Raw genomic sequence first — 23,798 nt, forward strand, 5'->3', positions numbered from 1 at the left:
CTGGTGTAGCTCAGCTTGGCTAGAGCAGCTGATTTGTAATCAGCAGGTCGGGGGTTCAAGTCCCTTCACCAGCTCCACTTTCTTAAAAATTAATTATGCTATTATTTAACAACTTCATCAATTTTTTCTTTTGTTCCATTATAAACTTCTGAGGAAGTATCTTTTGTTGTTTCCCAACCTTCTGAAGATAAATTAGTTATAACTTCCCATCCTGTTGACGCATCTTGTTTTATTCCTGTCCATGTTGCACAAGCTGTAAAAAAGAAAGAACATATAATTAAAAGAATATTTTTTTTCATTTTATTGTCCTGGATTTTCAAAAAATACATATGTTGAATAATCAGAAATTTCGAAATATACTTTCTTTTCATTAACATCTTTTTTAAAGTTTAAATTTTCATCTAATATACCATATCCATATCTATACGTTCTAGATAGTTTTCCTTCTGTTGAAGTAGCAGTTGAAAGTTTATCTATTTTGATAAATCTTTTTACAAGTTTTTCACCAGCATAAACTTCAAGGACACCATTAACTCCTGTCCAGTTTTGTATATATCTATTTATTTTATTTTGTTTTTCTTCACAACCACTTATAAATAACGTTGCTGTTATTAATGATATTGTTAATAAACTTTTTTTCACTCTATATTTCCTTTATATGACGTTTTACGTATAAAAGTGTACAACAAAAGTACTTTAAGGCTTATTTCGAGCTTTCCTTAATTAGTATTACATCATTATATCTTTTATTATGAATTCTATCTTAAGATATTTTTATAAAATTTCATTACATAATGTAATTTTTTTATAAAATATATCATAATTAGGGTATTATAATAAAAATAAGTTAAAAAAAGGGACCCTAAATGGATGGTAAAATAATGGTAACTTACAAAATAGTGTGTAAAAATGATTTTAATCTTGAACTTACAATCGAAAAATTACTTTCAAATGAGAAGATTTCTAAAGCTATAAAAAATGAATTTGCAAAGGGTATTAGAAATCTTGAACTTTTTACAAAAGATAATGATTGTAAAATAAAAATAGAGACAGTTAAAGAATTATATCAGTTTGAAGTAAATAAAGATGATTTTGCAGATTTAATAACATTAGCAGAAGAAGATGCTAATTCAAGAAAACTCATAAAAAAGGATTGCTCATTTATTGAACTTGTAAATATTGAAACAATTAACTAATTAATCACTCGTCATTCTTAGAATTTATTTTTATTTTTTTATGAATTTCTCCCCATAAATAAAGTTGTTTTAAAATAGGCTTCAAAGTTATACCATATTCTGTCATCGAATATTCAACTTTAGGGGGTACTACAGGATAAACTTCACGATGTACTATTCCATCTTCTTCTAATTCTCTTAGTTTTTGAATTAGCATTTTTTGTGTTGTATGAGGAAGCATTTTTTGAAGCTCATTGAATCTTTTAGTTTCACTCCTTAAATACCAAAGTATTAATATTTTCCACTTTCCTGCTAATGCATCAAGAGAAGTTTCCACTGGGCATTTTTCATATACTTCTTTTGTATTGATCTTTTTAGTCATTATAAGCCTTTATTCTAAGATAGTATACTTTTAGATAGTATATATCTTTTTAGTTAGTTCTTGTTATTAGATTGTATTTTAGCTAAAATTTCAGCATAAGTAAATAAAACAAAATCAAAAGGATTAATATGAAAGCATATATAGTAGAAAAAATAGAAGATAAAAAATTTGAATCAGGAATTCAAGATATTGAAACTCCAATAATTGAAGAAAATGAAGTATTAATAAAAGTAGAGTATTCATCATTAAATTTTAAAGATGCACTTAGTTCAGTTGGAAATCCAGGAGTTACAAGAGTTTTTCCTCATGTAACAGGAATTGATGTTGCTGGAATTATTCAAGAGTCAAATTCAGATGAGTTTACAATTGGAGAAAAAGTTTTAGTAACTGGTTATGATATGGGAATGAATACAAACGGTGGTCATGCTGAATTTGTAAAAGTTCCAGCTTCATGGGTAGTAAAGATGCCAAAGAATATCACTGAAAAAGAAATTATGACATACGGAACAGCAGGATTAACTGCAGCATTATCTGTAAATGAACTTTTAAACAATGGTGTTACAGAAGGTGAAGTATTAGTTACAGGAGCAACAGGTGGTGTTGGTTCAATTGCTGTTTCAATTTTGAGCAAGTTAGGATTTGAAGTTACTGCAATTTCTGGAAAAGAAGAAAAAATTCCATTCTTAAAAGAACTTGGAGCTAAAGAAGTAATCTTACGAAAAGATTTTGATGTAGAAAACAAAAGACCAATGGGAAAAGAAAAATACTCAGGAGTAATTGACACTGTTGGTGGAAATATATTAGCAGAAGCACTAAAAGTGATAAAATATGATGGTGTTGCAACTTGTTGTGGATTAACATCTTCTCATGAATTATCTACAAATGTATTTCCTTTTATTTTAAGAGGTGTTAGATTAATAGGTATTGATTCAGTTGAAGCTAAAAGAGAAAAGAAAATCGCTGCATGGGAAAAAGTTGCAGGTGATTTTAAAATTGATACACTTGAAAATCTTACAAATGAAATTTCTTTGGATGGAATAAAAGAAGCTTATGAAGCATTACTTGCAGGAAAAGCTGTTGGAAGATATTTAGTTAAAATTTAATAACTTTCTAAAAATATACTATAAGCTAGTAAAGATTAATTAATTTAAACTTTATTAGCTTAGAATAAGAATTTTATAAAATATGTCCCATAAAATCTTTTTTAGTTTGTAAATAATTTTTATTAAATTTATTTATTTCTGTAATCGCAGGTATTCTTTCTGCTATTTTTATACCACAATCTTCAATAAATTTTATTTTTGTAGGATTATTAGTAATTAATTTTATTTCTTTAATATTTAAATCTTTTAGTATAAACCCAACCGCACCATAATCTCTTTCATCTTCTTTAAACCCTAATTTTAGATTTGCATCTATTGTATTAAATCCTTCATCTTGAAGTTTATATGCATTTACTTTATTTACTAATCCAATATTTCGTCCTTCTTGTCTATGATAGACAACTAAACCACCTTCTTTTGAAATAAGTTCTAATGCTAAATTAAGTTGATTATTACAATCACATTTTAAACTACCCATTGTATCACCTGTTAAACACTCAGAATGTATTCTAACTATAGGTGTATTTATATCAGAAAAATTTTTACTCATAATAGCAAGATGCTCTTGTGATCCGTCTTTATATGCTTTAATATCAAAATTACCATATCTTGTAGGTAATTTTGCAACTTCTGATTTAATAATATTACTAGTATTGTCTGGGAAATAAGATCTAAAAAAGCAAGATTTTGCTCCTGTATGACAAGCAGAATTACCAATTTGTTCTACAATTACTAAAAGTGTATCTTCATCACAATCAACTCTTAAATCAATTACTTTTTGAATATGTCCACTACTCTCCCCTTTTTTCCATATTCTGTTTTTACTTCTTGAAAAATAGTGAACAATTTTAGTTTCAACAGTTAGATTTAAAGCCTCTTCATTCATATATGCTAGCATTAATATTTCATTTGTACCGTATTCTTGTGTAATAACAGGTACTAAACCATTAGATTTATCAAAATCAATTTTCATATTTTACCTTTTTAATTTCTGGTATTTTAGCAAAGAATATTTAAATGCGACTTAGTTGCATTTAAATATTCTTTAGTTAGAATGCGTAAAATAAAAGGAATAAAATGAAAAGCTTCATTATAAACTCTGCTTTAGATATGCATCTTCATTTAAGAGATGATGATATGTTAAAACTAGTAGCTCCACATATGTCAAAAAATTTTGTAGGTGCATTAGTTATGCCTAATCTTATTAGCCCAATCACAACAAAAGATACACTTCTTTCATATAAAAATAGAATCAAAAATGCATGTAAGGAAGATAAATTTACTCCATATCTTACAATATTTTTCCAAGTTGATTATTCATATGAGTTTTTAAAAGATATTAAAGATGAAATAATAGCAGTTAAACTATATCCTTTTGGTGTTACAACAAATTCACAAACAGGAGTATCTTCAATGGATATAGAAATTTTAAGACCTACTCTTGAATCAATGAGTAGATTAGATATTCCTTTATGTGTTCATGGTGAAACAAAAGGTTTTGTTATGGATAGAGAAAAAGAATTTCTCCCTATCTATGAATCTTTAGCTATTAATTTTCCAAACTTACGGATAATAATGGAACATATTAGTACAAAAGATGCTGTTGAGTTACTAGATAAATATGATAATTTATACGCAACTGTAACTATTCACCATTTACTTCTAACACTAGATGATGTAGCAGGAGGGATGTTAAATCCACATGTTTTCTGTAAACCTATTGTAAAAAGGTATGAAGATAGGGATGCTTTATTAAAAGTTGCTTTAGAAGCTCATCCTAAATTAATGTTTGGGTCTGATTCTGCTCCTCATTTAAAAAAGAATAAAGAGACTTCCACTGGTGGTGCTGCTGGTGTATATACTGCTCCAATTAGCCTTCAAGTATTAACACAACTTTTTGAAAAACATAATAAACTCGCTAATTTAAATGCTTTTATAAGTTTAAATGCACAAAAGATTTATAATTTAAAACCTGAAAACAAAGTTATTAAATTAATTAAAAAAGATTTTATAGTTCCAAAAGTTTATAATTATAAAAATGAAGATGTTGTTCCTATGTTAGCAGGTGAAACTTTACTTTGGAGTATAGAATAATTATGGTAAGGAATATATTATGATAATAAGGAAAAAATTCAAATTTGAAGGTGCACATATAGTAAGAAATTGTTCAACTATAAGATGTAAAAAGTCAATTCATGGTCATTCTTATATAGTAGAAGTATTTTTTACCTCTAATAAATTAGATAATGGATATATGATTTTAGATTTTGGATTAACAAAAAAACATATAAAAAATATTATTGATTCTTTTGATCATGCCTACACTTTATGGGAGAAAGAGTCAAAAGAATTTAAAAACTTTTTTAAAACAAATTCTCAACGATGGATACAAATACCTATATCACCAAGTGCTGAAGTTTATAGTTTAATGTTTTTAAAGTTTATTGATCATATTTTAAAACATACAGTATTTTCTAATGGTGAAGGAGAAGTTTTAGTTTCATCAGTAAGAGTTCATGAAACAAAAACAGGATATGCAGAAGCATTTAGAGAAGATATTAATCTAATTGAATTAGATATAAAAAAAGTTATCTTTTCAAATGAAGTTATCAATGAATGGAAAGATAAAAATGAATTATTAGAAATATTATCAAAAGACTTTCAATAGTGCTTATTAAATTAAACAAAGGAAAAAATAATGATTAAAACTTCAAAAGATATTCTTAATCAATGGATGAGAGCAGTTAATAATGGAGATATACAAGACCTTTTAGGATTATATGATGATAAGGCTGTAATGATTCCAACATTTTCTAATAGATTACTTGATAGAAAAGAAAAGATAAAAGATTATTTTGAAAAATTAGCGAATAAAGAAGAACTTAGTATTGCACTTCATGAAAATACTATAATAACTCAGAATTTGGGGAATAATATTTATTTATTAAGTGGTATTTATAATTGGCGTTTTGCAGTTGATGGGGAATTGCTTAATTTTGAAGCAAGGTTTAGTTACGTAATTGATTCTACAAAACCTAGTCCTATTTTACATCATCATTCATCTCAAATACCACGGACATTATGATATTTGATTATCTAAAAATCAAGAAAATTCAAAACACCTTGTACAAGGTGTTTTGATTTATTTATATTGTAATCTCTTTAATATCAGCAATTTTTCTAAATGCTTGATATACAAGAGCTATTGTATGTTTTCTATTTGTTTTGATATTAATATCTTCGTGATTTACAAAAACTTTATCAAAGAAATTGTCAAGTTCTGGTTTCATTGCAAATAAAGCGTCTAACTCTTCATCATATGTTTCATACGATTTTGAAGTAACTTCTTTATATTTATTTATAAGTTCTTTTTCTGCATCATCTTCTAATAATGATTCATCAATTGTTAAAGTTTCATCAAGATTAACATCTTTGATAATATTTGCAACTCTTTTGAATGTACTAGAGTATTCTTTGAAACTATCACTTTGTACTATTGGGTTTAATGCACAAAGTTTTTGAGAAATTTTATAAATATCAGTTTCACCACTTCCTAATACTGCTTTTAAAACAGAAGGGTTTACATCGAAGATTTTAAATAATCTTTCGTTGAAGAAATCAACCAATTGTTTTTTATCTAAACCTTTATAGTTAGAAGCTAAGGCATCAATAATTTCTGATAAATCTACTGGTAATTTATGCTCAATTGCAATTTTAACAATACCAGCTGATGCTCGTCTTAAACCAAATGGATCTTTTGAACCAGTTGGAATTTTACCTACAGAAAATAGTCCCATTAAATTATCTAATTTATAGGCTAATGCAATAGTTGATGAAAATTTATTCGATGGAAGTTCTGAATCTTCACCATCTGGTAAATACTGCTCTTTAAGTGCTGTATAAACTAGTTCATCTTCTCCTGCTAATTTTGCGTAGTAATATCCCATTAAACCTTGAAGTTCAGTAAATTCAAATACCATTTCAGACATAAGATCAGCTTTTGAAAGCATTACTGCTTTTTCTATAAGTTCTTCTTTTTCTACATCAAAAAGTTTTGCTAAGTGCTTAGCTATTTCTACTTCACGTTCACTTTTTTCATACATAGAACCTAAACCTTCTACGAAAGTTAACTTTTTAAGTCCTTCATTGCTTAAACCATTTGCAATATCATTTTTATAGAAAAACATACCATCTGCAAGTCTTGGTCTTAATACTTTTTCATTTCCTGAAATAATATATCCAAAATCATCAGTTTTAGAGTTTGAAACTACAATAAAATTATTTGTTAAAACTCCATCTTTATATACTGCAAAATATCTTTGGTGTTCTTTCATAGACGTAACAATTACTTCTTCTGGTAATTCTAAGAATTCAACATCAAATTTACCAATTAAAGCAGTAGGATATTCTGTTATTGCAACTACTTCTTCAAGTAATTCTTCATCAATATCAATTTTTACACTATGTCTTGCTTCTATATCTTTCATTTGTGAAAGTATTCTTTCACGTCTTTCATTTGGATATAAAATTACACCATTTTTATCTAATTTACAGAAATAATCACCTGCAAATGTATAAGAAAATGGCTCATAAGAAACCATTCTATGTGGATATGAAATGTTTGAAGATTGTACACCAAAAACTTCTGCTTCTACTACTTCTTCACCTAAAAGTATAGATAAAGATCTAATTGGTCTAATAAAACTATCTGTTCTACTCCCCCATCTCATTGACTTTCCAAAATTAAGAGAATTGATAAATTCATTAATCATATCATTTAATAAATCTTTTGCATGAGTTCCTTTTACTTCTTTTTTAAAATAAAGTACTTTCCCTCTTCCTTGATCAATTTTATCAAGTTCGCTAACATCAACACCACATTTTTTAGCAAAACCTAAAGCAGCACCAGTTGGTTCACCATCTTTAAAAGCAATCTTAACAGGTGCTCCAAATTGTTCAACAACTGAATCTTCTTGTGAAACTTGAAATTCTCTATGCCACAATACTAATCTTCTTGGTGTATAATAAAATTCAAAATCACTTAATAATCTATTCTTTTCTAATATATCTGCCCATTTTTTCTCAATATTTGGTAATTCTTTTAAAAATGGAATTGCTGGTAATTCTTCAACACCAATTTCAATTAGTAATGGCTTATTCATCTATAGTTCCCTTTTTCTCTATGTTTTTTTCGTTTTTATCAATTTTATCTGTATGTTTTTTTATTTGCTGTCTATTAAAATTAATAATAAACATTGCTACCATAATTACAAACATTATAAGTATGACTGTATCTAATATATCTTTCACATTTATCCTAGTATTTTCTTAATAAAGGCAGACATTTTATCTAAAAATCTCTTAATTATTAAAATATGTTAATTTATTACTTCTTTGTATATAATTCCATCTATCTCATTTTGTGCTATTTCTTCTATTTCTTCACTTGAATTTATAAGAGCTAGTATTTTAGAATCAAACATATAGTTATCTGCTATTTTTTGAATACTACAAGCTAAATCTTTATTACAAATAATATACATAGCACTTAAAGAATTTGCATAAATTGCTTCTTTTATTGAGTCAACAATTATTGCATAATTTAAATCATTTTGCGATGCATACGTTAATAACTCTTCGTTGTAACGAAATGAGATTATACAATTTGCTTTTGTACTTTTAATCTCTTCAATTGAAGAAATATTGTAAATTTTATCAAATGGTATAAGTTTATCCCCTATAAGTATCATACAAATTCCTATTTATTTTCTAAACAATCTTTTGAACAGTAATATTTACCATTGCTTAAGATTGATTCTTTTGTTGAGATATACGTTCCACAAGTGGGACATTCAACCATTTCATCTTCATATTTTATATCTTTCTTTTTTACAATATCTTTTTCTCTATTTTTTTTAAAAAAAAGTATATATACTATGAATAGAACAACTAAAATTGCTATTGTTTTTAAAATCATTATTTACCTTTAATATATAAATAGTTTCTATCATTTCTATTAACTATTTGATAATTTTGATTTACTTTTGCAATATCTAACTCTTCATTTAGCATACTACCTTTATAAAACAAATAAGAAGGATTATCATTCACAATATTTTTTGTTATTTCTAATAAAAGTGCAGTATTTGTAACTGCTCGTGAAGTAATTAAGTCTGCTTTTAAGTTCTCTACTTTTTCAACCCTATTACAAATTATAGTTAAGTTATCAAGTTTTAATGATGCTTTTACAAAATTTAAAAAAGAAACACGTTTTATTCTTGGTTCAATTAAATATGATTTAATATCTCTGTTTGCAATAGCAAGTAAAAGTCCAGGATAACCAGCCCCCGTACCAATATCAGCAAAACTATCATACTTATCTATAAATTTTAGAGGATAAATTGAGTCTAAAATATTTTCATTTATATCTTCTGTACTTAATCTTCCACTTAAATTATGTACCTTACCCCATTGTTGAAGCAATCCTATAAAAACATTACAATCTTTATAAAATTTACTATCGTAATTAAAATCATTTTTTTCTAAAAGTTCTTGTAAATTCATTAAAGCATATGTCCCATTTGATCTTTTTTTGTATTTAAATAATCTTCATTATATTTATTAGCTTTAGTAATTGCTGGAATTCTTTCAACAATATCAACTCCAATACTTTTAATATACTCTATTTTATTTGGATTATTTGTAATTAATTTTACTTTTTTAATATTTAAATCATCAAAAATATATTTTACTATTCTATAATCTCTTTCATCTTCTTTAAATCCAAGCTCAATATTAGCTTCAATTGTATTTCTACCTTGATCTTGTAAAGCATAAGCATTAATTTTATTAAGTAAGCCTATATTTCTTCCTTCTTGTCTATGGTAGATAACTAAGCCACCCATTTTCCCTATAAAGTCTAATGATAAATTTAATTGATTTTGACAATCACACTTTAAACTTCCTATTGCGTCACCTGTTAAACACTCAGAATGTACTCTAACATAAGGAATTTCAATATTTTCAAAATCCTCACTCATTATTGCTAAATGTTCTTGATTATCGTCTTTATAAGCTTTTATTCTAAATTTTCCATGTTTTGTAGGTAGGTTTGCAATATTAGATTTTATTATATTCATTGTTTTTAAACCTTATTGTTGTTATAATTCGCAAGATTATAACCAAAAGAGGTAAATAGAATGTTTAAACGATTTAGAAGATTAAGAATAAATGAGACTTTAAGAAACTTAGTTCAAGAAACTAAAATAGCACCTGATGATTTTATATATCCATTATTTGTAAGAGAAGGTAAAAGTATTAAAACTGAAGTATCTTCAATGCCAGGTGTTTATCAAATGAGTATTGATGAAATATTAAAAGAGTGTGAATATTTAATAAGTATTGATTTAAAATCAATTATTCTTTTTGCAATTCCTGATGTAAAAGATTCAGTTGGTAGTGAGTGTTTATGTGATGAAAGTATTATTTCAAGAACAATTAGAGCTATAAAAGAAAAGTTCCCTCAAATGTTTATTGTAACTGATTTATGTTTTTGTGAATACACAGACCACGGTCATTGTGGAATTATGGATCCAAAAACTCAAACTGTTGATAATGATAAAACATTAGAAATTTCAGCACAACAAGCATTAGTTCATGCAAGAGCAGGAGTTGATATGATTGCACCTTCTGGAATGATGGATGGAATTATTACAACTTTAAGAACAGCATTAGATGAAAACGGATTCAAAGACTTACCAATTATGGCATATTCTACTAAATTTGCTAGTGCTTATTATGGACCATTTAGAGATGTAGCAGAATCAACTCCATCATTTGGAGATAGAAGAACATACCAAATGAACCCTGCAAATAGACTTGAAGCTATTGAAGAATCATTAGAAGATGAAAAAGAAGGTGCAGATATTTTAATGGTTAAACCAGCACTTGCATTTTTGGATATTGTAAGAGATATTAGAAATGAAACAAGATTACCTTTATGCGTATATAATGTAAGTGGTGAATATGCAATGCTTAAAAATGCAGGAGCTGCAGGACTTATTGATTATGAAAGAGTAATGATGGAAACATTAATAGGCTTTAAGCGAGCTGGTGCAGATATTATCATTTCTTATCATGCAAAAGAAGCTTGTGAATTACTAAGAAAAAAATAAAATAAAGAATTTATTCTCAAATAACTTAGAATATTTATAGACAAATATTCTAAGTTATAAACTCCTAATCTTACAAAAGTGTGATTTTATCGCTTTTTTTAAACAATAATAACTCAATAAATTTTAAATTATTTATTTAAATAAAGTCAAATTTAAGTTAGTAATAATAGTAAATTCTATAGAATATCTGCTTTTATTAATTACAGAGGAAATAATTATGAGACATTTCTTAACATTAGCAGACTATACAAAAGAAGAAATTCTAGAAATATTAGATTTAGCTAAACAAATCAAGAAAGAAACTAAAAACAAAGAATTTAAAGAGTATTTAAAAAAACAAACTCTTGGAATGATTTTTGAAAAAAGTTCAACAAGAACAAGAGTTTCTTTTGAAACAGGTATTTACCAATTAGGTGGAATAGGATTATTCCTTTCTTCAAATGATATTCAACTTGGACGTGGTGAACCGTTAAGTGATACATCTAGAGTAATATCGAGTATGGTAGATATGGTTATGATTAGAACTTTTGGACATGAGAAAATTGAAGAATTTGCAAAATACTCAAAAGTTCCTGTAATAAATGGTTTAACAACTGAATATCATCCTGTTCAATTAATGGCTGATTATTTAACAATCCAAGAAAAAGGATTAGATAAAGATTTAGTTGTAGCATATGTAGGAGATGGTAATAATATGGCTCATTCATGGCTTAATCTAGCTGCAAAATTAGGTTTTGAACTTAGAATTGCAACACCAAAAGGCTATGAAGTAAATGCTGATATACTTGAACGTGCTTTAGAAATGGCAAAAATTTCAGGTGCAAAAATTTTCATTAGTAATGACCCTAAAGTTGCTGTAAAAGATGTAAGTGTAGTAACTACAGATACTTGGGTTTCTATGGGGCAAGAAGATGAGAAAGAACAAAGACTTAAAGACTTCAATGGTTATATAGTTGATTCTTCTATGATGAGTTTAGCTCAAAATAAAGCTATCTTCTTACATTGTTTACCCGCTTATAGAGGTTATGAAGTTAGTGAAGAAGTAATAGAAGGAAGTCAAAGTTTGATTTTTCAAGAAGCTGAAAATAGATTACATGCACAAAAAGGTGTAATGGTTTGGTTAGATAAAAAGAGAAATTCATAATTATGATAGATTTCAAGAAATTTGAAAAATATTCAAGACCAGGTCCTAGATATACATCATATCCAACTGCTCCTGAGTTTAGTACGGAATTTACTCAAGATGATTTAAAGGCATATTATAAGAATCAAAGTGATGATAGGTGCATATCTATTTATATTCATATGCCTTTTTGTAGAAGTGCTTGCTATTTTTGTGGATGTAATACAATTTTTACTTCAAAAGAAGAAAAAAAAGTTGAATACATTGAATACTTAAAAAAAGAATTAAGCATATTAAAAAATCATTTAAATACAAAAAGAGAAGTTACACAAATGCATTTTGGAGGAGGAACACCTACATTTTTTTCTCCAGAGCAACTTGATGATGTAATAAATGCAGTAAAAGAAGTATTTCCAAACTTTAGAACTGATGCTGAGGTTTCATGTGAAGTTGACCCAAGATTTTTCACAAAAGAGCATATGGATGTTTTAAAAAAAGGTGGATGTAATAGATTAAGTTTTGGAGTACAAGATTTAGATGAACAAGTACAAAAAACAATTCATAGAATTCAACCTTTCGAATTAACTCAAAATGTAATTAAAATAGCGCGTGATGCAGGAATTTATTCTGTAAATACTGATTTAATATATGGACTTCCTCATCAAACAAGAAAAAGTTTCAAGAAAACATTAGAAAAAATGATTACGTTAGATACAGATAGATTTGCTGTATTTAATTATGCTCATGTACCTTGGCTTATGAAAACTATGAGAAAATTTGATGAATCAACTTTCCCAAAACCAGAAGAAAAACTAGCAATGTTAAAAGATACAATTGATTTCTTTACATCTAATGGCTATAAAATGGTCGGAATGGATCACTTTGCTAAACCTGAAGATGAGCTTTTCAAAGCTATTGAAAAAGGCGAGTTACATAGAAATTTCCAAGGTTATACTACAAAAGGTGGAGCTGATTTAATCGGTATTGGTTTAACTTCTATTGGTAATGGAGTAGATTATTATGCTCAAAACTTTAAAGATATACCATCTTATGAAGCAGCTTTAGATAATGGCGATTTACCTGTATTTAAAGGTTATAGATTAAGTGATGATGATCAATTAAGACAGTTTGTTATTATGGAACTTATGAGTAACTTCTCTTTAAATATAACAAGAGTTGAAGAAAAATTTAATGTAAACTTTAAAGAATATTTTGCAGACGCTATTGAAGCATTACAAGAGTTCGAAAAAGCAGAACTACTAAAAATTTCTGATGAAAATATTCATGTGTCACAAACAGGAACAATGCTAATTAGAAATATTTGTATGCCTTTTGATGCATATTTAAATAAAATACCTGAAGATAAAAGAAGATTTTCTAAGACTATTTAGTCTTAGCTTCTTTTTATAAAACTCCCCTATTCTCCTTTAATATAAGCCCTTTTTATCAACTATTAACCAATTTTCTAGTATATTTCTTTTTATTATAAATATTAAAAATTTTTAAACAAAAGGTTATTTAAAGTGTCAATAAATAAATTTAATTACACAGCTGTATCTGATGCCTGTGTTAAATGTGGAAAATGTAAACCTGTATGTACAATCTTTAATATAAACCAAGATGAAACAACAAGTCCAAGAGGATTTATTGATTTATTAGGTGCTTATGAAAGAGATGAATTAGAACTAGATAAAAATGCAAAAGATATTTTTGAATCATGTTTTTTATGTACAAACTGTGTTGAAGAATGTCCTATTGATTTACCAACTGATATGGTAATAGAACAAGTAAGAGCAGATATTGCAAAAAAATATGGTATTGCTTGGTATAAAAGATTGTTTTTCTTTCTATTAAGACATAGAAAAACTATGGATATGCTTTCACGAATGGGTTGGATGTTCCAAACTTGTGCTTTAAAACTTGATAAAACTAAACAATCAGGTAAACCTAGATTTTCTCTTCCTATTGTTAAAAAAGATAGAGTCTTACCTTTTGCTGATATGAGAAGTTTTTTAAATAAATATCCTCAAAATATTCTTGCAAAAAATAAAAAAGTTAAAGAGAATAAAAAGAATAAAGTTGCAATTTTTATTGGATGTATGAGTAATTATACATATACAAATACTGGTGATTCACTTGTTAAAATTCTTAAAAAACTTGAACTTGATATTATGATTCCTAAAAAACAGCTATGTTGTGGAGCACCTGCTTATTTTACAGGAGCTTTTGATACAGTTGATTATTTAACTAAAAAAAATATTGAATATTTTGAAACATGGATTGATGATGTTGATGCTGTAATTATTCCAGAAGCTACTTGTAGTGCTATGATAAATAAAGATTGGGAACATTTCTTACATGATCAACCAGATTGGCAAGCACGAGCAGTAAAATTATCTAAAAAAATCTTTATGGCTACAAAATGGCTTGATGATAATACAAAATTAAGAGAAATGTTAGCACAAAGTAAAAAGAAAATTGATACAACAGTAACATATCATGACCCTTGTCATGCTAAAAAAATGCAAGGTATTTGGGAAGAACCAAGAAATCTATTAAAACAAAATTATGTATTAACAGAAATGAGTGATTCAAATAGATGTTGTGGTTTTGGTGGTGTAACAATGCAAACTGAAAAATATGAATTTGCAAAAGCAGCAGGTCTTCCAAAAGCTGCAATGATTAAAGAAACAAAAGCACAAGTTGTAAGTGCCGAGTGTTCAGCTTGTAGAATGCAAATTACAAACTCTTTACATTTAGCTGATGTTGATGTTCAATTTAAGAACCCAATTGAATTAATTGCAGAGGCATTAGATTAAAATGCAAGAATATTGGCAAAATATATATTCAAATTTTGACCCAGTTGCTATTACACTTGGTCCCGTACCTGTTCATTGGTATGGGATTATGTATGCGTTAGCATTAATTTCAGCAATATTTATTGCAAAATGGTTTATTAAGAATGATAAATTAAATATTTCAAATGATTTATTTGATTCGTATATTTGGTGGGCAGAAATAGGTGTTATTTTAGGTGCACGATTAGGTTATGTTCTTTTTTATGATACAAATACAATGTATTATTTAAAAAACCCTTGGCAAATATTTAACCCTTATATTGATGGTGTTTATACAGGAATTGCTGGGATGAGTTATCATGGAGCACTTATTGGTTTTATAATAGCTTCAATTTTATTTTGTAAAAAGAATAAAGTTTCATTTTGGTTTATTACAGATATATCAGTTTTAGGTATTTCAGCAGCTTATGTATTTGGTAGAATTGGTAACTTTTTCAATCAAGAACTAGTTGGTCGTACTACTGATGTTCCATGGGGAATTTATGTAGGTGAAACATTAAGACATCCATCACAACTTTATGAAGCATTTTTAGAAGGTTTAGTTGTATTTGCTATATTAGTTTATATAAGAAAGAAAAAGACATTTGATGGTCAATTAGCTCTTATGTATGGGATCTTATATTCTATTATGAGAATAGTAGCCGAATTTTTCCGACAACCGGATATACAATTAGGATTTATTTATAGTAATTGGCTTACAATGGGAATTTTACAATCGAGTATAGTCTTATTAATTTGTATGATATTTTATTTTTCTATAAAAAAGAAAACAAGTACAAGTAAACAGAATAGTTAACATTAAAGTTAACTATTCTCTTCTATAAATCCAGCTTCAATAGCTAATTCATTAATTTTATTTTTTAATAAATCTAATCTCCAACCATGTCTGCTAGCAAAATTATCAATTTCAATTTCTCTTTGTTCTGGAGTACAAAAGACAAAGATTCTTTTTAAGAATGGTTTTGGTACTTGAATTGCGATTAATTGAAAATAGTTTTCTTTACAACTTCTTGAGCAAAAAGCTTTACTCATAGCTATCTTCTTTTTACAAAAAGGACAATGGGACATTATTTATTACCTTTTAATACTAATTTGTAGAATTTAGAATTTGTTATATCTTGAAGAAATCTTGGATCTACATCATGTAAAGCTATAATATCTACTTCTTTACCGTCCATAATCCAAGCTTTTCCACTGTCTGTTAACTCTTCAGATTCAAACATTTGAATAAGTTCTTCTTTAGAAACGATCAATTCTTCCATATTATAACTTTTTTATTAATATTTTGCAAATGAGTAAGATTAAGAATTCTTAATCTTATCAATTGTGTATCCCTTATTAGAATGATTTCTAATAATTTCATAATAAGTTTTTTGTCTAATTTTATTTACAATATTTCTCATTGTATAAATTGACATATCCTTACCTTTCCATACTACCTCTTTGATTAAATCATAATCAACTATTTCTGTTCGTTTAGAAATTAACAACTTTAGGAAAGATTTTTCTAATCTTGTAAAGTCAACTAATACTCCACCTGTTTTAAAGAATTGATCTCTATACTCATCAAAATAAATTCCACCTTGGAATTCAATTTTATCACCTCTTTTTGTTTGATTAAGACACATAATAACAGATAACTTAATATCTTTTGGTCTTAAAGGTTTTGAAAGAAAAGTATATGCACTATAATTAATTGCTGTAACGATATTTTCATTATCATCAGAATCTGAAATAATAATTTTTGGTAACGTTGGAGTCAAGTGTGCTAATTCTGAACATAATTCAGAAAAACTAATTCCCTTAACATTTGTATCAATAATTACCATATCATATATATTTGAACATGCTAATTCAATAGCATTGTTAATATCACTTGCAATTTTTAGTTCTTTAAAATAATCATCAAACTCATTTTCTATTGTTTCGTGAATTGTTTCATCACTACTAATAAAAAGTAATTTTGCATTGTATAACTTTCTTATATTTCTTACTGTTTTTAACATTATTTTACTCTTTAAATATTGATTTAAGACATAATAATAACAAAATAAACTTAATATGTCAAAATAAATATGGGATATTTTACAATATATCCCACTATTAAAGCTATTTTAAATCTTGCCAAGAATTTCCAATGCAGCTAGACACCTTCAATGGGACGTTTAGAGTAAAAATGTTCTCCATTATTTCTTCAAGCTCTTTCGTTATTTTTTTTACTTCTTTTTCCTCAATTTCAAAAATTAATTCATCATGAATTTGCAATAACATGCTAATTTTGTCATTTTTCTTATATTTTTCATATATTTCTATCATTGATAACTTAATTAAATCTGCTGCACTTCCTTGAAATAATGTGTTTACTGATTCTCTTAAATAAGCAGCTTTTTGCATACCATTTGCTGAGTCAAAATCGAATAATCTTTTTCTTTTTAATAGTGTTTCAACATAACCATTTTCATAAGCAAACTCTTCAATTGATTTTAAATAATCTTTTATACTTACAAAAGCTTCAAAATATGAATCAATATATGTTTTTGCTTCTTTTGTTGTAATCCCTAAAGTATCAGCTAATTTTTTACTTCCCATTCCATATAATAATCCAAAATTAATAGATTTAGCAACACCTCTTTTTTCTTTAGCATTTTCTTCACCAAATATTTTAACAGATGTTTGATAGTGAATATCTTCACCTGATTTAAATGCATCAACTAAAGCTGGGTCTTCACTAAAATGAGCAAGAAGTCTTAATTCAATTTGTGAGTAATCAATTCCGACAAGTTTATAACCATCTTTTGGTATAAATGCAGATCTAATTAAAGCTCCAGCTTCACTTCTTACAGGAATATTTTGTAGGTTAGGGTTTTTTGAACTTAATCTTCCTGTTGCAGTTCCTGTTTGAAGAAATGATGTATATATTCTGTTTTCATCATTTGATAGTCCTAATTCTAGTAATGGTTCAATATAAGTAGATTGTAATTTAAAAGCTTCTCTATATTTAAGTAATAAAGGAATAATCTCATGAGCATCATATAATTTATTTAAAACTACCTCATTTGTACTATATCCAGTTTTCGTTTTCTTTGATGGTGGTAATTTTAATGTTTCAAATAAAATTGAACCTAATTGTTTAGGTGAATTTATATTAAACTCTGTTCCTGCTGCTTGATATATTCGTGAAATTAAATTCTGTATTGTTTTAGTATTTTTTACTTTTAAATCTTCCAATACTTTAACATCAACTTTTATACCATTTTCAAACATATTTGCTAAAACATAAGTAAATTTAAATTCTACATCCCTTGCTAGGTCTAATAAAATCTTATTATCTTCTTTTTCGAATTCTTCTAGTTGTCTGTTATAAAGTTTTAATGTCATAAGTGCATCTTCAGCTGCATATTCACAAGCTTTTGAAACTTCAACATTTGAAAAGTTTTCACCTTTTTTTACTACATCTTTAAATGCAATCATTTTATGATCAAAATACTTTTCAATCTGAAAATCAAGACCTACTCTTTGAGCTGTATTTAAAAGCCATGCCATAATCATAGTATCTGCATATAGTTTTAGTTCTATTGCTAAATTAAACTTTACAACTTCATAATCATATTTAAAATTTTGTAATACTAATTTATATTCATTTAATAAGTTTATAGCTTTTTTAGCCGTTTCAATTGATACTTGTTCAGGAGCTCCTAGATAAAAGTGAGCAATAGGTACATAATATGCTTTTGTATCTTCATAGGAAAATGAAAAACCAACTATTTGGGCATTTTTTGTATCAATATCTGTAGTTTCAGTATCAAAAGCAACTATTGAATTCTTTGGAATTGAATTAATTACTTTAAATAACTCTTTTTCATTATCTAATAAAATATATTCTGTTTTTAATTCTTCTTTAGGTTTTGGTATTTCCGTTTTATAATTTAAACCTTCTTTATTAACTCTTTCAACAACTCTATTTAAACCATATTCAATTAATGTATCTTGAATTCTTAATATTGGATTTTCAATAGGTAAATTAAATTCTTCTAAATTATCAATACAATGACAATCTTTTGATAAAGTTACTAATTGTTTTGAAATGTAAGCCAGTTCTTTACCTTCTGTTAAAAGTGTTTTCCATCTTTTCTTTTCAATATTTTCTAAATTATCATAGATATTATCTAAGTCATTAAATTGTTCAATTAATGCTTGAGCAGTTTTAGCACCAACTCCTTTAACTCCAGGAACATTATCAGCACTATCTCCTAATAAAGATTGATAATCAGTAAACTGCTTTGGATAAACACCATATTTATCAAAACAAGTCTTTTCATCGATGATACTTTTTTTGATTGGATCAAATAAATAAATATCTTCTTCAATTAATTGATATAAATCTTTATCATGAGAAACAACTCTAACTTTTAAACCTTTTGCTTTTGCATCTTTTGCAATTGATGCAACAATATCATCTGCCTCAAAACCAGTTCTAATTGCAGTTTTAAAATCCATTTTTTCAATCCAATCAATCGCAATTGGAAGTTGTCTTAATAAATCTTCAGGAACATCAGGTCTATGTGCTTTGTATGCAGTATAAATATCACTTCTAAATGTAGGTCCTTTTGCATCAAGTGCAAAAACAATATAGTCTGTTTGAAAATCTTTTCCAACATTTGAAATAAAATTCATAAATCCTGTTAATAATCCTGTGGGAAAGCCATCTTTTGATTTTAGCGGTGGTAGAGCATAAAAACTTCTAAATAAAAATCCAAATGTATCTATAACTGTAATAGTTTTCTTCATAAATTTCTTCTTTCATATTCTTCTTTAAAGATTTTATATTATAATAATATCACTAAAAATAAGGTTTTATAAAACTTAAGGAATACAAATGATTATCATACCAGCAAGATTAAATTCAAGTCGATTTACAAATAAGATATTAGTAGATATTTTAGGTTTACCAATGGTGATTAGAACAGCTAAAAGAGTTGAATCATTAGACAAAGTAGTAATTGCTACAGATTCACAAGAAGTGATTGATATTGCAAAAGAATATGGCTTTGATGCTGTAATGACTTCAAGTGAGCATCAAAGTGGAACAGATAGAATAAATGAAGCAGTAAACAAGTTAAATTTAAATGAAAATGAAATAATTGTAAATGTTCAAGCAGATGAACCTTTTATAGAACAAGAAGTTGTACAAGCTGTAATAAATAGAGTATCAAAAATAAAAGAAAATAATGAAGATATTATGATTGTTTCATGTCACAAAGAAATTTCTTCAGAATTTGCAGATGATCCAAATCTTGTAAAAGTTGTAGTTGATGAGAAATCTAATGCTATATACTTCTCACGAGCAAAAGTACCATATAATAGAGATCACTATGAAAATTCTTTATATAATGGACATTTAGGAATTTATGGTTTTACAAAGAAATCATTAAATAAATTTTGTTCACTAGAGTCATCAAAGTTAGAAAACATTGAAAAACTTGAACAATTAAGAGCTATTGATAATGGATATAAAATTGCAATGGTAAAAGTTGAATCAAAATCTTTTGGTATTGATACACAAGAAGACCTAGATAATGCACTAAGTATTTTTAAAAAATAAATTCATTATTATATATGATATAATAATGTAATAAGCATATTAAAAAAGAAAGTCAAGGGCATAAATGCGTTTTAATGTATTAATAGCAGATAAGGAGTTTACTTATCTAGATAATTTTGAAAACTATATAAAAAAAGAATTAAGAAATACAACTGTAACTCTTTCTTCTAAAAATAAAGAAATATTAAACTATATTAAACATTTTGACTTAGTCTTTTTAAGTATTGAATTAGATAATTATAAAGAATTATTTGATATATGTATTGAAAATAAAATATTTATTGTATTATTAATTAATAAGCAAATAAAATTAAATAAAGAATCTAATTATGTAGATTCTTTATTTAAACCAATTACTAATGATGATTTAATTTATAAAATTAAACAATATTTTAATGTTTTAAAGCAAGATATATTATTTAAACAAGAAGAAGAAATATCTAATTCAATAATTAATAATATAACAAATCCTATATTTTTTACTGATGGTAAAAAAGTACTTTTTGCAAATGATTATTTTTATAAATTAACAAATTGTAAGTCAATAAAAGCTATAAATAAGAAATATCTTGAAATATCTGATATATTTATTGAGTATGAAAATTATTTCACTAATTTAAATTCTAATTGGCTAGAGAAATCTTCACAAGAAACTTTAAATGTATGTATTAAAGACGCAGAAAATAAGAATAAATTCTTTACTTTACAAAAAGTTCCTCTATCTTATAATAATAGCAATCTTATTTTATTAAATGATATTAGTCATCAAATTAATCATAAAAAGGAATTATTTAAACTTTTATATACTGATAATTTGACAAATCTTCCTAATAGGTCAAAATTAATAAAAAAACTACAAGATAATCAAAATTTATTTTTAAAATCTATTTGTATACTTGACATTAATTCATTTAAAGAAATAAATGATTTCTATGGTCATTATGCTGGAGATTTTATATTAAAAGAACTAGGTAATTTAATAAAGAAAAATATTGATAAATTTCCCAATTTAAAATTATATAAGTTTCCTTCTGATACATATTGTATAACAAATAGTGAAAATAATAAAGAAAAATTTTTTAAAAAAATAAAGAAAATATTAGAATTAGCATATAAAACCGTTTTCATTTTTGATCAATATGAAATTGATATTAGATTAACAGCAGGTATATCTTTTTCTAATAAAAACAATAAACTCATTACTGCTGATATTGCACTACAATCAGCAAAAAAAGATCATAAAGATTATATGATTTTTTATGATGAGTTAGATAGATTAGAAGAGTATGAAAATAATATGTTATGGACTAAAAAATTAAAATCTGCATTTATAAAAGATAATATTGAAGTATATTTTCAACCTTTAATTAATAATTTAAACTTAAAAGTTGAAAAATATGAATGTTTAGTTAGATTAATTGAAGAAGATGGAAAAGTAATTACTCCTTTTTTCTTCTTAGATATATCAAAAAAATCTAATCAGTATACAAAATTAACTAAGATTGTTATAGAAAAATCTTTTAAAAAATTTGTTAAATTACCATTTGAATTTTCAGTAAATATTTCGTATGAAGATATTGAAAATCCAGATTTTTTAATTTTTATAAAAGAAATGCTAGGAATATATAATGTAGCAGAAAAAGTTGTTTTTGAAATACTAGAAGATGAAAATATAAAAAATTATAATCTTTTAAGTACATTTATTGATGAAGTAAAAATTTTAGGATGTAAAGTAGCAATTGATGATTTTGGTTCAGGATACTCTAATTTTGAGCACTTATTAAAAATGAATGTTGATTATTTAAAAATTGATGCATCATTAATTAAAAATATTGCTACAGATGAAAACTCATATAAAATAACGAAAACAATAATTGAATTTGCAAAAAGTTTAAATCTAAAAACTATTGCTGAATATGTAGAGAATAAAGAAATATTTGAATTAACAAAAGAGTTAGGAGTTGATTATTCTCAAGGATATTATTTTTCAGAACCAATTGCACACCCTGAAATAGTTGATTTTAACAATGGAAATTTTAGTGAATAAAGATATAGTAAAAAATATAACAGTTTTATATGTTGAAGATGAAAAAGATGTACGTGAATTTACAGCTAAACTTTTGGGTTCATTAGTTAAAAAAGTTTATTCAGCAGAAGATGGACTTGATGGATTAAAACAATTTAAAGAAAATATTAATGATATAGATTTAATTGTTTCAGATATAAATATGCCTAAAATGGATGGTCTTAAAATGTGTTCTTTAATAAAAGATATAAATAAAAATATTCCTATTGTAATAACAAGTGCACATAATGATCCTCATTTCCTTAATAAGGCTATACAAATAGGGATTAGTACATACGCTATGAAACCAATTGATTTATACCAGCTTGTTGAAAGTATGATAAAAGCAATTGAACCAATTTATTTAAAAAATCAATTAGCTCAATTAAAAATATCTTTAGAAAGCCGAGTAGATACTGAAATACAAAAAATTAAATCAATACTTGATGCTCAAGATAATATTATTATACTGTCAAATAAAGAAACTATTAATATAGTAAATAAAAGATTCCTAGAGTTCTTTAAAGTAGATTCTATAGAAGAATTTATAAATTCTTATAATAGTATTTTTGATCTTTTTATCAAAGAGTATGGATTTATTTCAAAAGATATTCTATCAAAAAATGATTCATATTATGAGTTTATAAAAAATTTAGCAGAAGTTGATAGTGTAATAAAAATTAAGAATTCACAAAATGAAGATAGAATATTTACTATAAATATAGATAATTATGATGAATCAAATGATTTTTATGTTGTATCACTAACTGATATTACAGAAATAAAAGAAAAATCAAACTTATTAGAATATCAAGCATCTCATGATACTTTAACAGGATTATTTAATAGAAACAAATTTAATTCATTATTAGGGAAAGAGATTAGAAGATCAAGTAGATACCGAAACAACTTATCTTTAATATTATTTGATATTGATTTTTTTAAAATAGTCAATGATGAATATGGTCATCAAATTGGAGATGAGGTATTAAAAGAAATTGCAAAGCTTATAACTCAAAATGTAAGAGAACATGATACTATAGTTAGATGGGGAGGAGAAGAATTTTTACTACTACTACCTGAAACAGATTTAAAAGGGGCTAGTATTGTTGCAGAAAAAATCAGAATTACTATTTATAAACAACCTTTAACAAAATTTAAATTAAACATAACAGCTAGCTTTGGAGTATCAATTTTAAAAGATGATGATACAGAAGAAAGTTTTATTTCTAGAAGTGATGAGGCATTATATGAAGCAAAAGAAACAGGACGAAATAAAGTAGTAACAAAATAACCGTTTCTACTTTAATAGACAT

The 23,798-nt window shown here is 26.1% G+C and carries 27 protein-coding genes and 1 pseudogene; 13 read left to right on the plus strand and 15 right to left on the minus strand.

Annotated features, from left to right (window positions below; genetic code table 11):
• Positions 1–101: 101 nt before the first annotated feature.
• Together D9T19_RS02665 and D9T19_RS02670 are read right to left on the minus strand one after the other, a co-directional pair.
• Positions 102–299 (minus strand): hypothetical protein, encoded by a 198-nt coding sequence (locus tag D9T19_RS02665; protein ID WP_121626671.1) that lies wholly within the window; start codon positions 297–299, stop codon positions 102–104.
• A 1-nt stretch (position 300) separates the two neighbouring features.
• On the minus strand, positions 301–642 hold the full coding sequence (locus D9T19_RS02670) for a hypothetical protein (protein ID WP_121626672.1): 342 nt from the start codon (positions 640–642) through the stop codon (positions 301–303).
• 224 nt (positions 643–866) lie between these two features.
• Between D9T19_RS02670 and D9T19_RS02675 the strand changes: the two genes are divergently transcribed.
• Positions 867–1,196, plus strand: coding sequence for a hypothetical protein (locus D9T19_RS02675; protein WP_121626673.1), 330 nt, complete (start codon positions 867–869; stop codon positions 1,194–1,196).
• A 4-nt stretch (positions 1,197–1,200) separates the two neighbouring features.
• On the opposite strand, the gene D9T19_RS02680 is transcribed toward D9T19_RS02675, so the two are convergent.
• Positions 1,201–1,557, minus strand: a complete 357-nt coding sequence (locus D9T19_RS02680) for a winged helix-turn-helix transcriptional regulator (protein ID WP_121626674.1) — start codon at positions 1,555–1,557, stop codon at positions 1,201–1,203.
• A 128-nt stretch (positions 1,558–1,685) separates the two neighbouring features.
• Here D9T19_RS02680 and D9T19_RS02685 point away from each other — a divergent pair, with 128 nt between their 5' ends.
• The gene (locus D9T19_RS02685; RefSeq protein WP_121626675.1) at positions 1,686–2,660 is read left to right on the plus strand and encodes a YhdH/YhfP family quinone oxidoreductase; all 975 of its coding nucleotides are present in this window, start codon (positions 1,686–1,688) and stop codon (positions 2,658–2,660) included.
• 73 nt (positions 2,661–2,733) lie between these two features.
• Here D9T19_RS02685 and ribA (D9T19_RS14790) read toward each other — a convergent pair whose 3' ends face one another.
• Complete coding sequence (gene ribA / locus D9T19_RS14790) at positions 2,734–3,303, minus strand: GTP cyclohydrolase II (RefSeq protein ID WP_228197964.1); 570 nt, start codon at positions 3,301–3,303, stop codon at positions 2,734–2,736.
• A gap of 30 nt (positions 3,304–3,333) precedes the next feature.
• Positions 3,334–3,633: pseudogene (gene hisI / locus D9T19_RS14795) on the minus strand (phosphoribosyl-AMP cyclohydrolase); the annotation flags it as partial.
• A 104-nt stretch (positions 3,634–3,737) separates the two neighbouring features.
• Between hisI and pyrC the strand changes: the two are divergent.
• The 3 genes from pyrC to D9T19_RS02705 are packed head-to-tail and all read left to right on the plus strand — an operon-like array spanning position 3,738 to position 5,745.
• Entirely contained in the window at positions 3,738–4,754 is a 1,017-nt protein-coding gene (pyrC, locus tag D9T19_RS02695) for a dihydroorotase (RefSeq protein ID WP_121626676.1), read from the plus strand.
• A 19-nt stretch (positions 4,755–4,773) separates the two neighbouring features.
• Positions 4,774–5,328: a 6-pyruvoyl trahydropterin synthase family protein gene (locus D9T19_RS02700; protein WP_121626677.1), complete on the plus strand. Its 555-nt coding sequence runs from the start codon at positions 4,774–4,776 to the stop codon at positions 5,326–5,328.
• Between the two features lie 30 nt (positions 5,329–5,358).
• Positions 5,359–5,745 carry a nuclear transport factor 2 family protein gene (locus D9T19_RS02705; RefSeq protein WP_121626678.1) on the plus strand — a complete coding sequence of 129 codons (387 nt, stop codon included), beginning with the start codon at positions 5,359–5,361 and terminating at the stop codon, positions 5,743–5,745.
• Between the two features lie 61 nt (positions 5,746–5,806).
• Here D9T19_RS02705 and glyS read toward each other — a convergent pair whose 3' ends face one another.
• From glyS to ribA (D9T19_RS02730), 6 genes are all read right to left on the minus strand, one after another.
• Complete coding sequence (glyS, locus tag D9T19_RS02710) at positions 5,807–7,822, minus strand: glycine--tRNA ligase subunit beta (protein ID WP_121626679.1); 2,016 nt, start codon at positions 7,820–7,822, stop codon at positions 5,807–5,809.
• Positions 7,815–7,970: a hypothetical protein gene (locus D9T19_RS14490; RefSeq protein ID WP_162984527.1), complete on the minus strand. Its 156-nt coding sequence runs from the start codon at positions 7,968–7,970 to the stop codon at positions 7,815–7,817. The genes glyS and D9T19_RS14490 overlap by 8 nt, the downstream gene beginning before the upstream one ends.
• Before the next feature lie 68 nt (positions 7,971–8,038).
• Positions 8,039–8,410: a hypothetical protein gene (locus D9T19_RS02715; protein WP_121626680.1), complete on the minus strand. Its 372-nt coding sequence runs from the start codon at positions 8,408–8,410 to the stop codon at positions 8,039–8,041.
• 8 nt (positions 8,411–8,418) lie between these two features.
• Positions 8,419–8,637, minus strand: coding sequence for a PP0621 family protein (locus D9T19_RS02720; protein ID WP_121626681.1), 219 nt, complete (start codon positions 8,635–8,637; stop codon positions 8,419–8,421).
• Positions 8,637–9,224: a 16S rRNA (guanine(527)-N(7))-methyltransferase RsmG gene (gene rsmG, locus D9T19_RS02725; protein ID WP_121626682.1), complete on the minus strand. Its 588-nt coding sequence runs from the start codon at positions 9,222–9,224 to the stop codon at positions 8,637–8,639. Before rsmG ends, D9T19_RS02720 begins: the two co-directional genes overlap by 1 nt.
• Complete coding sequence (gene ribA / locus D9T19_RS02730; RefSeq protein ID WP_121626683.1) at positions 9,224–9,799, minus strand: GTP cyclohydrolase II; 576 nt, start codon at positions 9,797–9,799, stop codon at positions 9,224–9,226. The genes rsmG and ribA (D9T19_RS02730) overlap by 1 nt, the downstream gene beginning before the upstream one ends.
• Before the next feature lie 60 nt (positions 9,800–9,859).
• Between ribA (D9T19_RS02730) and hemB the strand changes: the two genes are divergently transcribed.
• The 5 genes from hemB to lgt all read left to right on the plus strand — a co-directional run bounded on the left by hemB (position 9,860) and on the right by lgt (position 15,611).
• Positions 9,860–10,834 (plus strand): porphobilinogen synthase, encoded by a 975-nt coding sequence (hemB, locus tag D9T19_RS02735; protein ID WP_121626684.1) that lies wholly within the window; start codon positions 9,860–9,862, stop codon positions 10,832–10,834.
• A gap of 217 nt (positions 10,835–11,051) precedes the next feature.
• Complete coding sequence (argF, locus tag D9T19_RS02740; protein WP_121626685.1) at positions 11,052–11,978, plus strand: ornithine carbamoyltransferase; 927 nt, start codon at positions 11,052–11,054, stop codon at positions 11,976–11,978.
• 2 nt (positions 11,979–11,980) lie between these two features.
• Positions 11,981–13,348: an oxygen-independent coproporphyrinogen III oxidase gene (gene hemN, locus D9T19_RS02745; RefSeq protein WP_121626686.1), complete on the plus strand. Its 1,368-nt coding sequence runs from the start codon at positions 11,981–11,983 to the stop codon at positions 13,346–13,348.
• Between the two features lie 132 nt (positions 13,349–13,480).
• The gene (locus tag D9T19_RS02750; RefSeq protein WP_121626687.1) at positions 13,481–14,776 is read left to right on the plus strand and encodes a (Fe-S)-binding protein; all 1,296 of its coding nucleotides are present in this window, start codon (positions 13,481–13,483) and stop codon (positions 14,774–14,776) included.
• A 1-nt stretch (position 14,777) separates the two neighbouring features.
• A complete protein-coding gene (lgt, locus tag D9T19_RS02755; RefSeq protein ID WP_121626688.1) occupies positions 14,778–15,611 on the plus strand; it encodes a prolipoprotein diacylglyceryl transferase in 834 nt (277 codons plus the stop codon).
• Positions 15,612–15,619: 8 nt separating this feature from the next.
• Here the strand turns inward: lgt and D9T19_RS02760 are convergent, their stop codons facing one another.
• The 4 genes from D9T19_RS02760 to polA all read right to left on the minus strand — a co-directional run bounded on the left by D9T19_RS02760 (position 15,620) and on the right by polA (position 19,603).
• Positions 15,620–15,847, minus strand: coding sequence for a hypothetical protein (locus D9T19_RS02760; protein WP_438942773.1), 228 nt, complete (start codon positions 15,845–15,847; stop codon positions 15,620–15,622).
• Positions 15,848–15,882: 35 nt separating this feature from the next.
• Positions 15,883–16,077: a hypothetical protein gene (locus D9T19_RS02765; protein ID WP_121626690.1), complete on the minus strand. Its 195-nt coding sequence runs from the start codon at positions 16,075–16,077 to the stop codon at positions 15,883–15,885.
• Positions 16,078–16,116: 39 nt separating this feature from the next.
• Positions 16,117–16,821: a response regulator transcription factor gene (locus D9T19_RS02770; RefSeq protein ID WP_121626691.1), complete on the minus strand. Its 705-nt coding sequence runs from the start codon at positions 16,819–16,821 to the stop codon at positions 16,117–16,119.
• Positions 16,822–16,924: 103 nt separating this feature from the next.
• Complete coding sequence (gene polA, locus D9T19_RS02775) at positions 16,925–19,603, minus strand: DNA polymerase I (RefSeq protein WP_121626692.1); 2,679 nt, start codon at positions 19,601–19,603, stop codon at positions 16,925–16,927.
• 88 nt (positions 19,604–19,691) lie between these two features.
• On the opposite strand from polA, the gene kdsB reads away from it, so the two are divergent.
• The 3 genes from kdsB (at position 19,692) to D9T19_RS02790 (ending at position 23,776) form a co-directional block, all read left to right on the plus strand.
• Positions 19,692–20,417, plus strand: a complete 726-nt coding sequence (gene kdsB / locus D9T19_RS02780; RefSeq protein WP_121626693.1) for a 3-deoxy-manno-octulosonate cytidylyltransferase — start codon at positions 19,692–19,694, stop codon at positions 20,415–20,417.
• A gap of 64 nt (positions 20,418–20,481) precedes the next feature.
• A complete protein-coding gene (locus D9T19_RS02785) occupies positions 20,482–22,464 on the plus strand; it encodes a bifunctional diguanylate cyclase/phosphodiesterase (protein WP_121626694.1) in 1,983 nt (660 codons plus the stop codon).
• A complete protein-coding gene (locus D9T19_RS02790) occupies positions 22,457–23,776 on the plus strand; it encodes a GGDEF domain-containing response regulator (protein WP_162984528.1) in 1,320 nt (439 codons plus the stop codon). Before D9T19_RS02785 ends, D9T19_RS02790 begins: the two co-directional genes overlap by 8 nt.
• Positions 23,777–23,798 lie beyond the last annotated feature (22 nt).

It is taken from the genome of Poseidonibacter antarcticus, assembly GCF_003667345.1.
Lineage (GTDB): Bacteria > Campylobacterota > Campylobacteria > Campylobacterales > Arcobacteraceae > Poseidonibacter > Poseidonibacter antarcticus.

Bases quoted from the DNA above. Each gene is read 5' to 3' on its own strand.
- D9T19_RS02770 (WP_121626691.1), bottom strand. From the start codon at position 16,821: ATGTTAAAAACAGTAAGAAATATAAGAAAGTTATACAATGCAAAATTA.
- D9T19_RS02720 (WP_121626681.1), bottom strand. From the start codon at position 8,637: ATGATTTTAAAAACAATAGCAATTTTAGTTGTTCTATTCATAGTATAT.
- polA (WP_121626692.1), bottom strand. From the start codon at position 19,603: ATGAAGAAAACTATTACAGTTATAGATACATTTGGATTTTTATTTAGA.
- D9T19_RS02680 (WP_121626674.1), bottom strand. From the start codon at position 1,557: ATGACTAAAAAGATCAATACAAAAGAAGTATATGAAAAATGCCCAGTG.
- D9T19_RS02760 (WP_438942773.1), bottom strand. From the start codon at position 15,847: ATGAGTAAAGCTTTTTGCTCAAGAAGTTGTAAAGAAAACTATTTTCAA.
- argF (WP_121626685.1), top strand. From the start codon at position 11,052: ATGAGACATTTCTTAACATTAGCAGACTATACAAAAGAAGAAATTCTA.
- D9T19_RS02675 (WP_121626673.1), top strand. From the start codon at position 867: ATGGATGGTAAAATAATGGTAACTTACAAAATAGTGTGTAAAAATGAT.
- D9T19_RS02700 (WP_121626677.1), top strand. From the start codon at position 4,774: ATGATAATAAGGAAAAAATTCAAATTTGAAGGTGCACATATAGTAAGA.
- pyrC (WP_121626676.1), top strand. From the start codon at position 3,738: ATGAAAAGCTTCATTATAAACTCTGCTTTAGATATGCATCTTCATTTA.
- glyS (WP_121626679.1), bottom strand. From the start codon at position 7,822: ATGAATAAGCCATTACTAATTGAAATTGGTGTTGAAGAATTACCAGCA.
- ribA (WP_121626683.1), bottom strand. From the start codon at position 9,799: ATGAATATAATAAAATCTAATATTGCAAACCTACCTACAAAACATGGA.
- rsmG (WP_121626682.1), bottom strand. From the start codon at position 9,224: ATGAATTTACAAGAACTTTTAGAAAAAAATGATTTTAATTACGATAGT.
- hemN (WP_121626686.1), top strand. From the start codon at position 11,981: ATGATAGATTTCAAGAAATTTGAAAAATATTCAAGACCAGGTCCTAGA.
- D9T19_RS02665 (WP_121626671.1), bottom strand. From the start codon at position 299: ATGAAAAAAAATATTCTTTTAATTATATGTTCTTTCTTTTTTACAGCT.
- D9T19_RS02715 (WP_121626680.1), bottom strand. From the start codon at position 8,410: ATGATACTTATAGGGGATAAACTTATACCATTTGATAAAATTTACAAT.
- D9T19_RS02705 (WP_121626678.1), top strand. From the start codon at position 5,359: ATGATTAAAACTTCAAAAGATATTCTTAATCAATGGATGAGAGCAGTT.
- D9T19_RS02785 (WP_121626694.1), top strand. From the start codon at position 20,482: ATGCGTTTTAATGTATTAATAGCAGATAAGGAGTTTACTTATCTAGAT.
- D9T19_RS02685 (WP_121626675.1), top strand. From the start codon at position 1,686: ATGAAAGCATATATAGTAGAAAAAATAGAAGATAAAAAATTTGAATCA.
- kdsB (WP_121626693.1), top strand. From the start codon at position 19,692: ATGATTATCATACCAGCAAGATTAAATTCAAGTCGATTTACAAATAAG.
- hemB (WP_121626684.1), top strand. From the start codon at position 9,860: ATGTTTAAACGATTTAGAAGATTAAGAATAAATGAGACTTTAAGAAAC.
- lgt (WP_121626688.1), top strand. From the start codon at position 14,778: ATGCAAGAATATTGGCAAAATATATATTCAAATTTTGACCCAGTTGCT.
- D9T19_RS02765 (WP_121626690.1), bottom strand. From the start codon at position 16,077: ATGGAAGAATTGATCGTTTCTAAAGAAGAACTTATTCAAATGTTTGAA.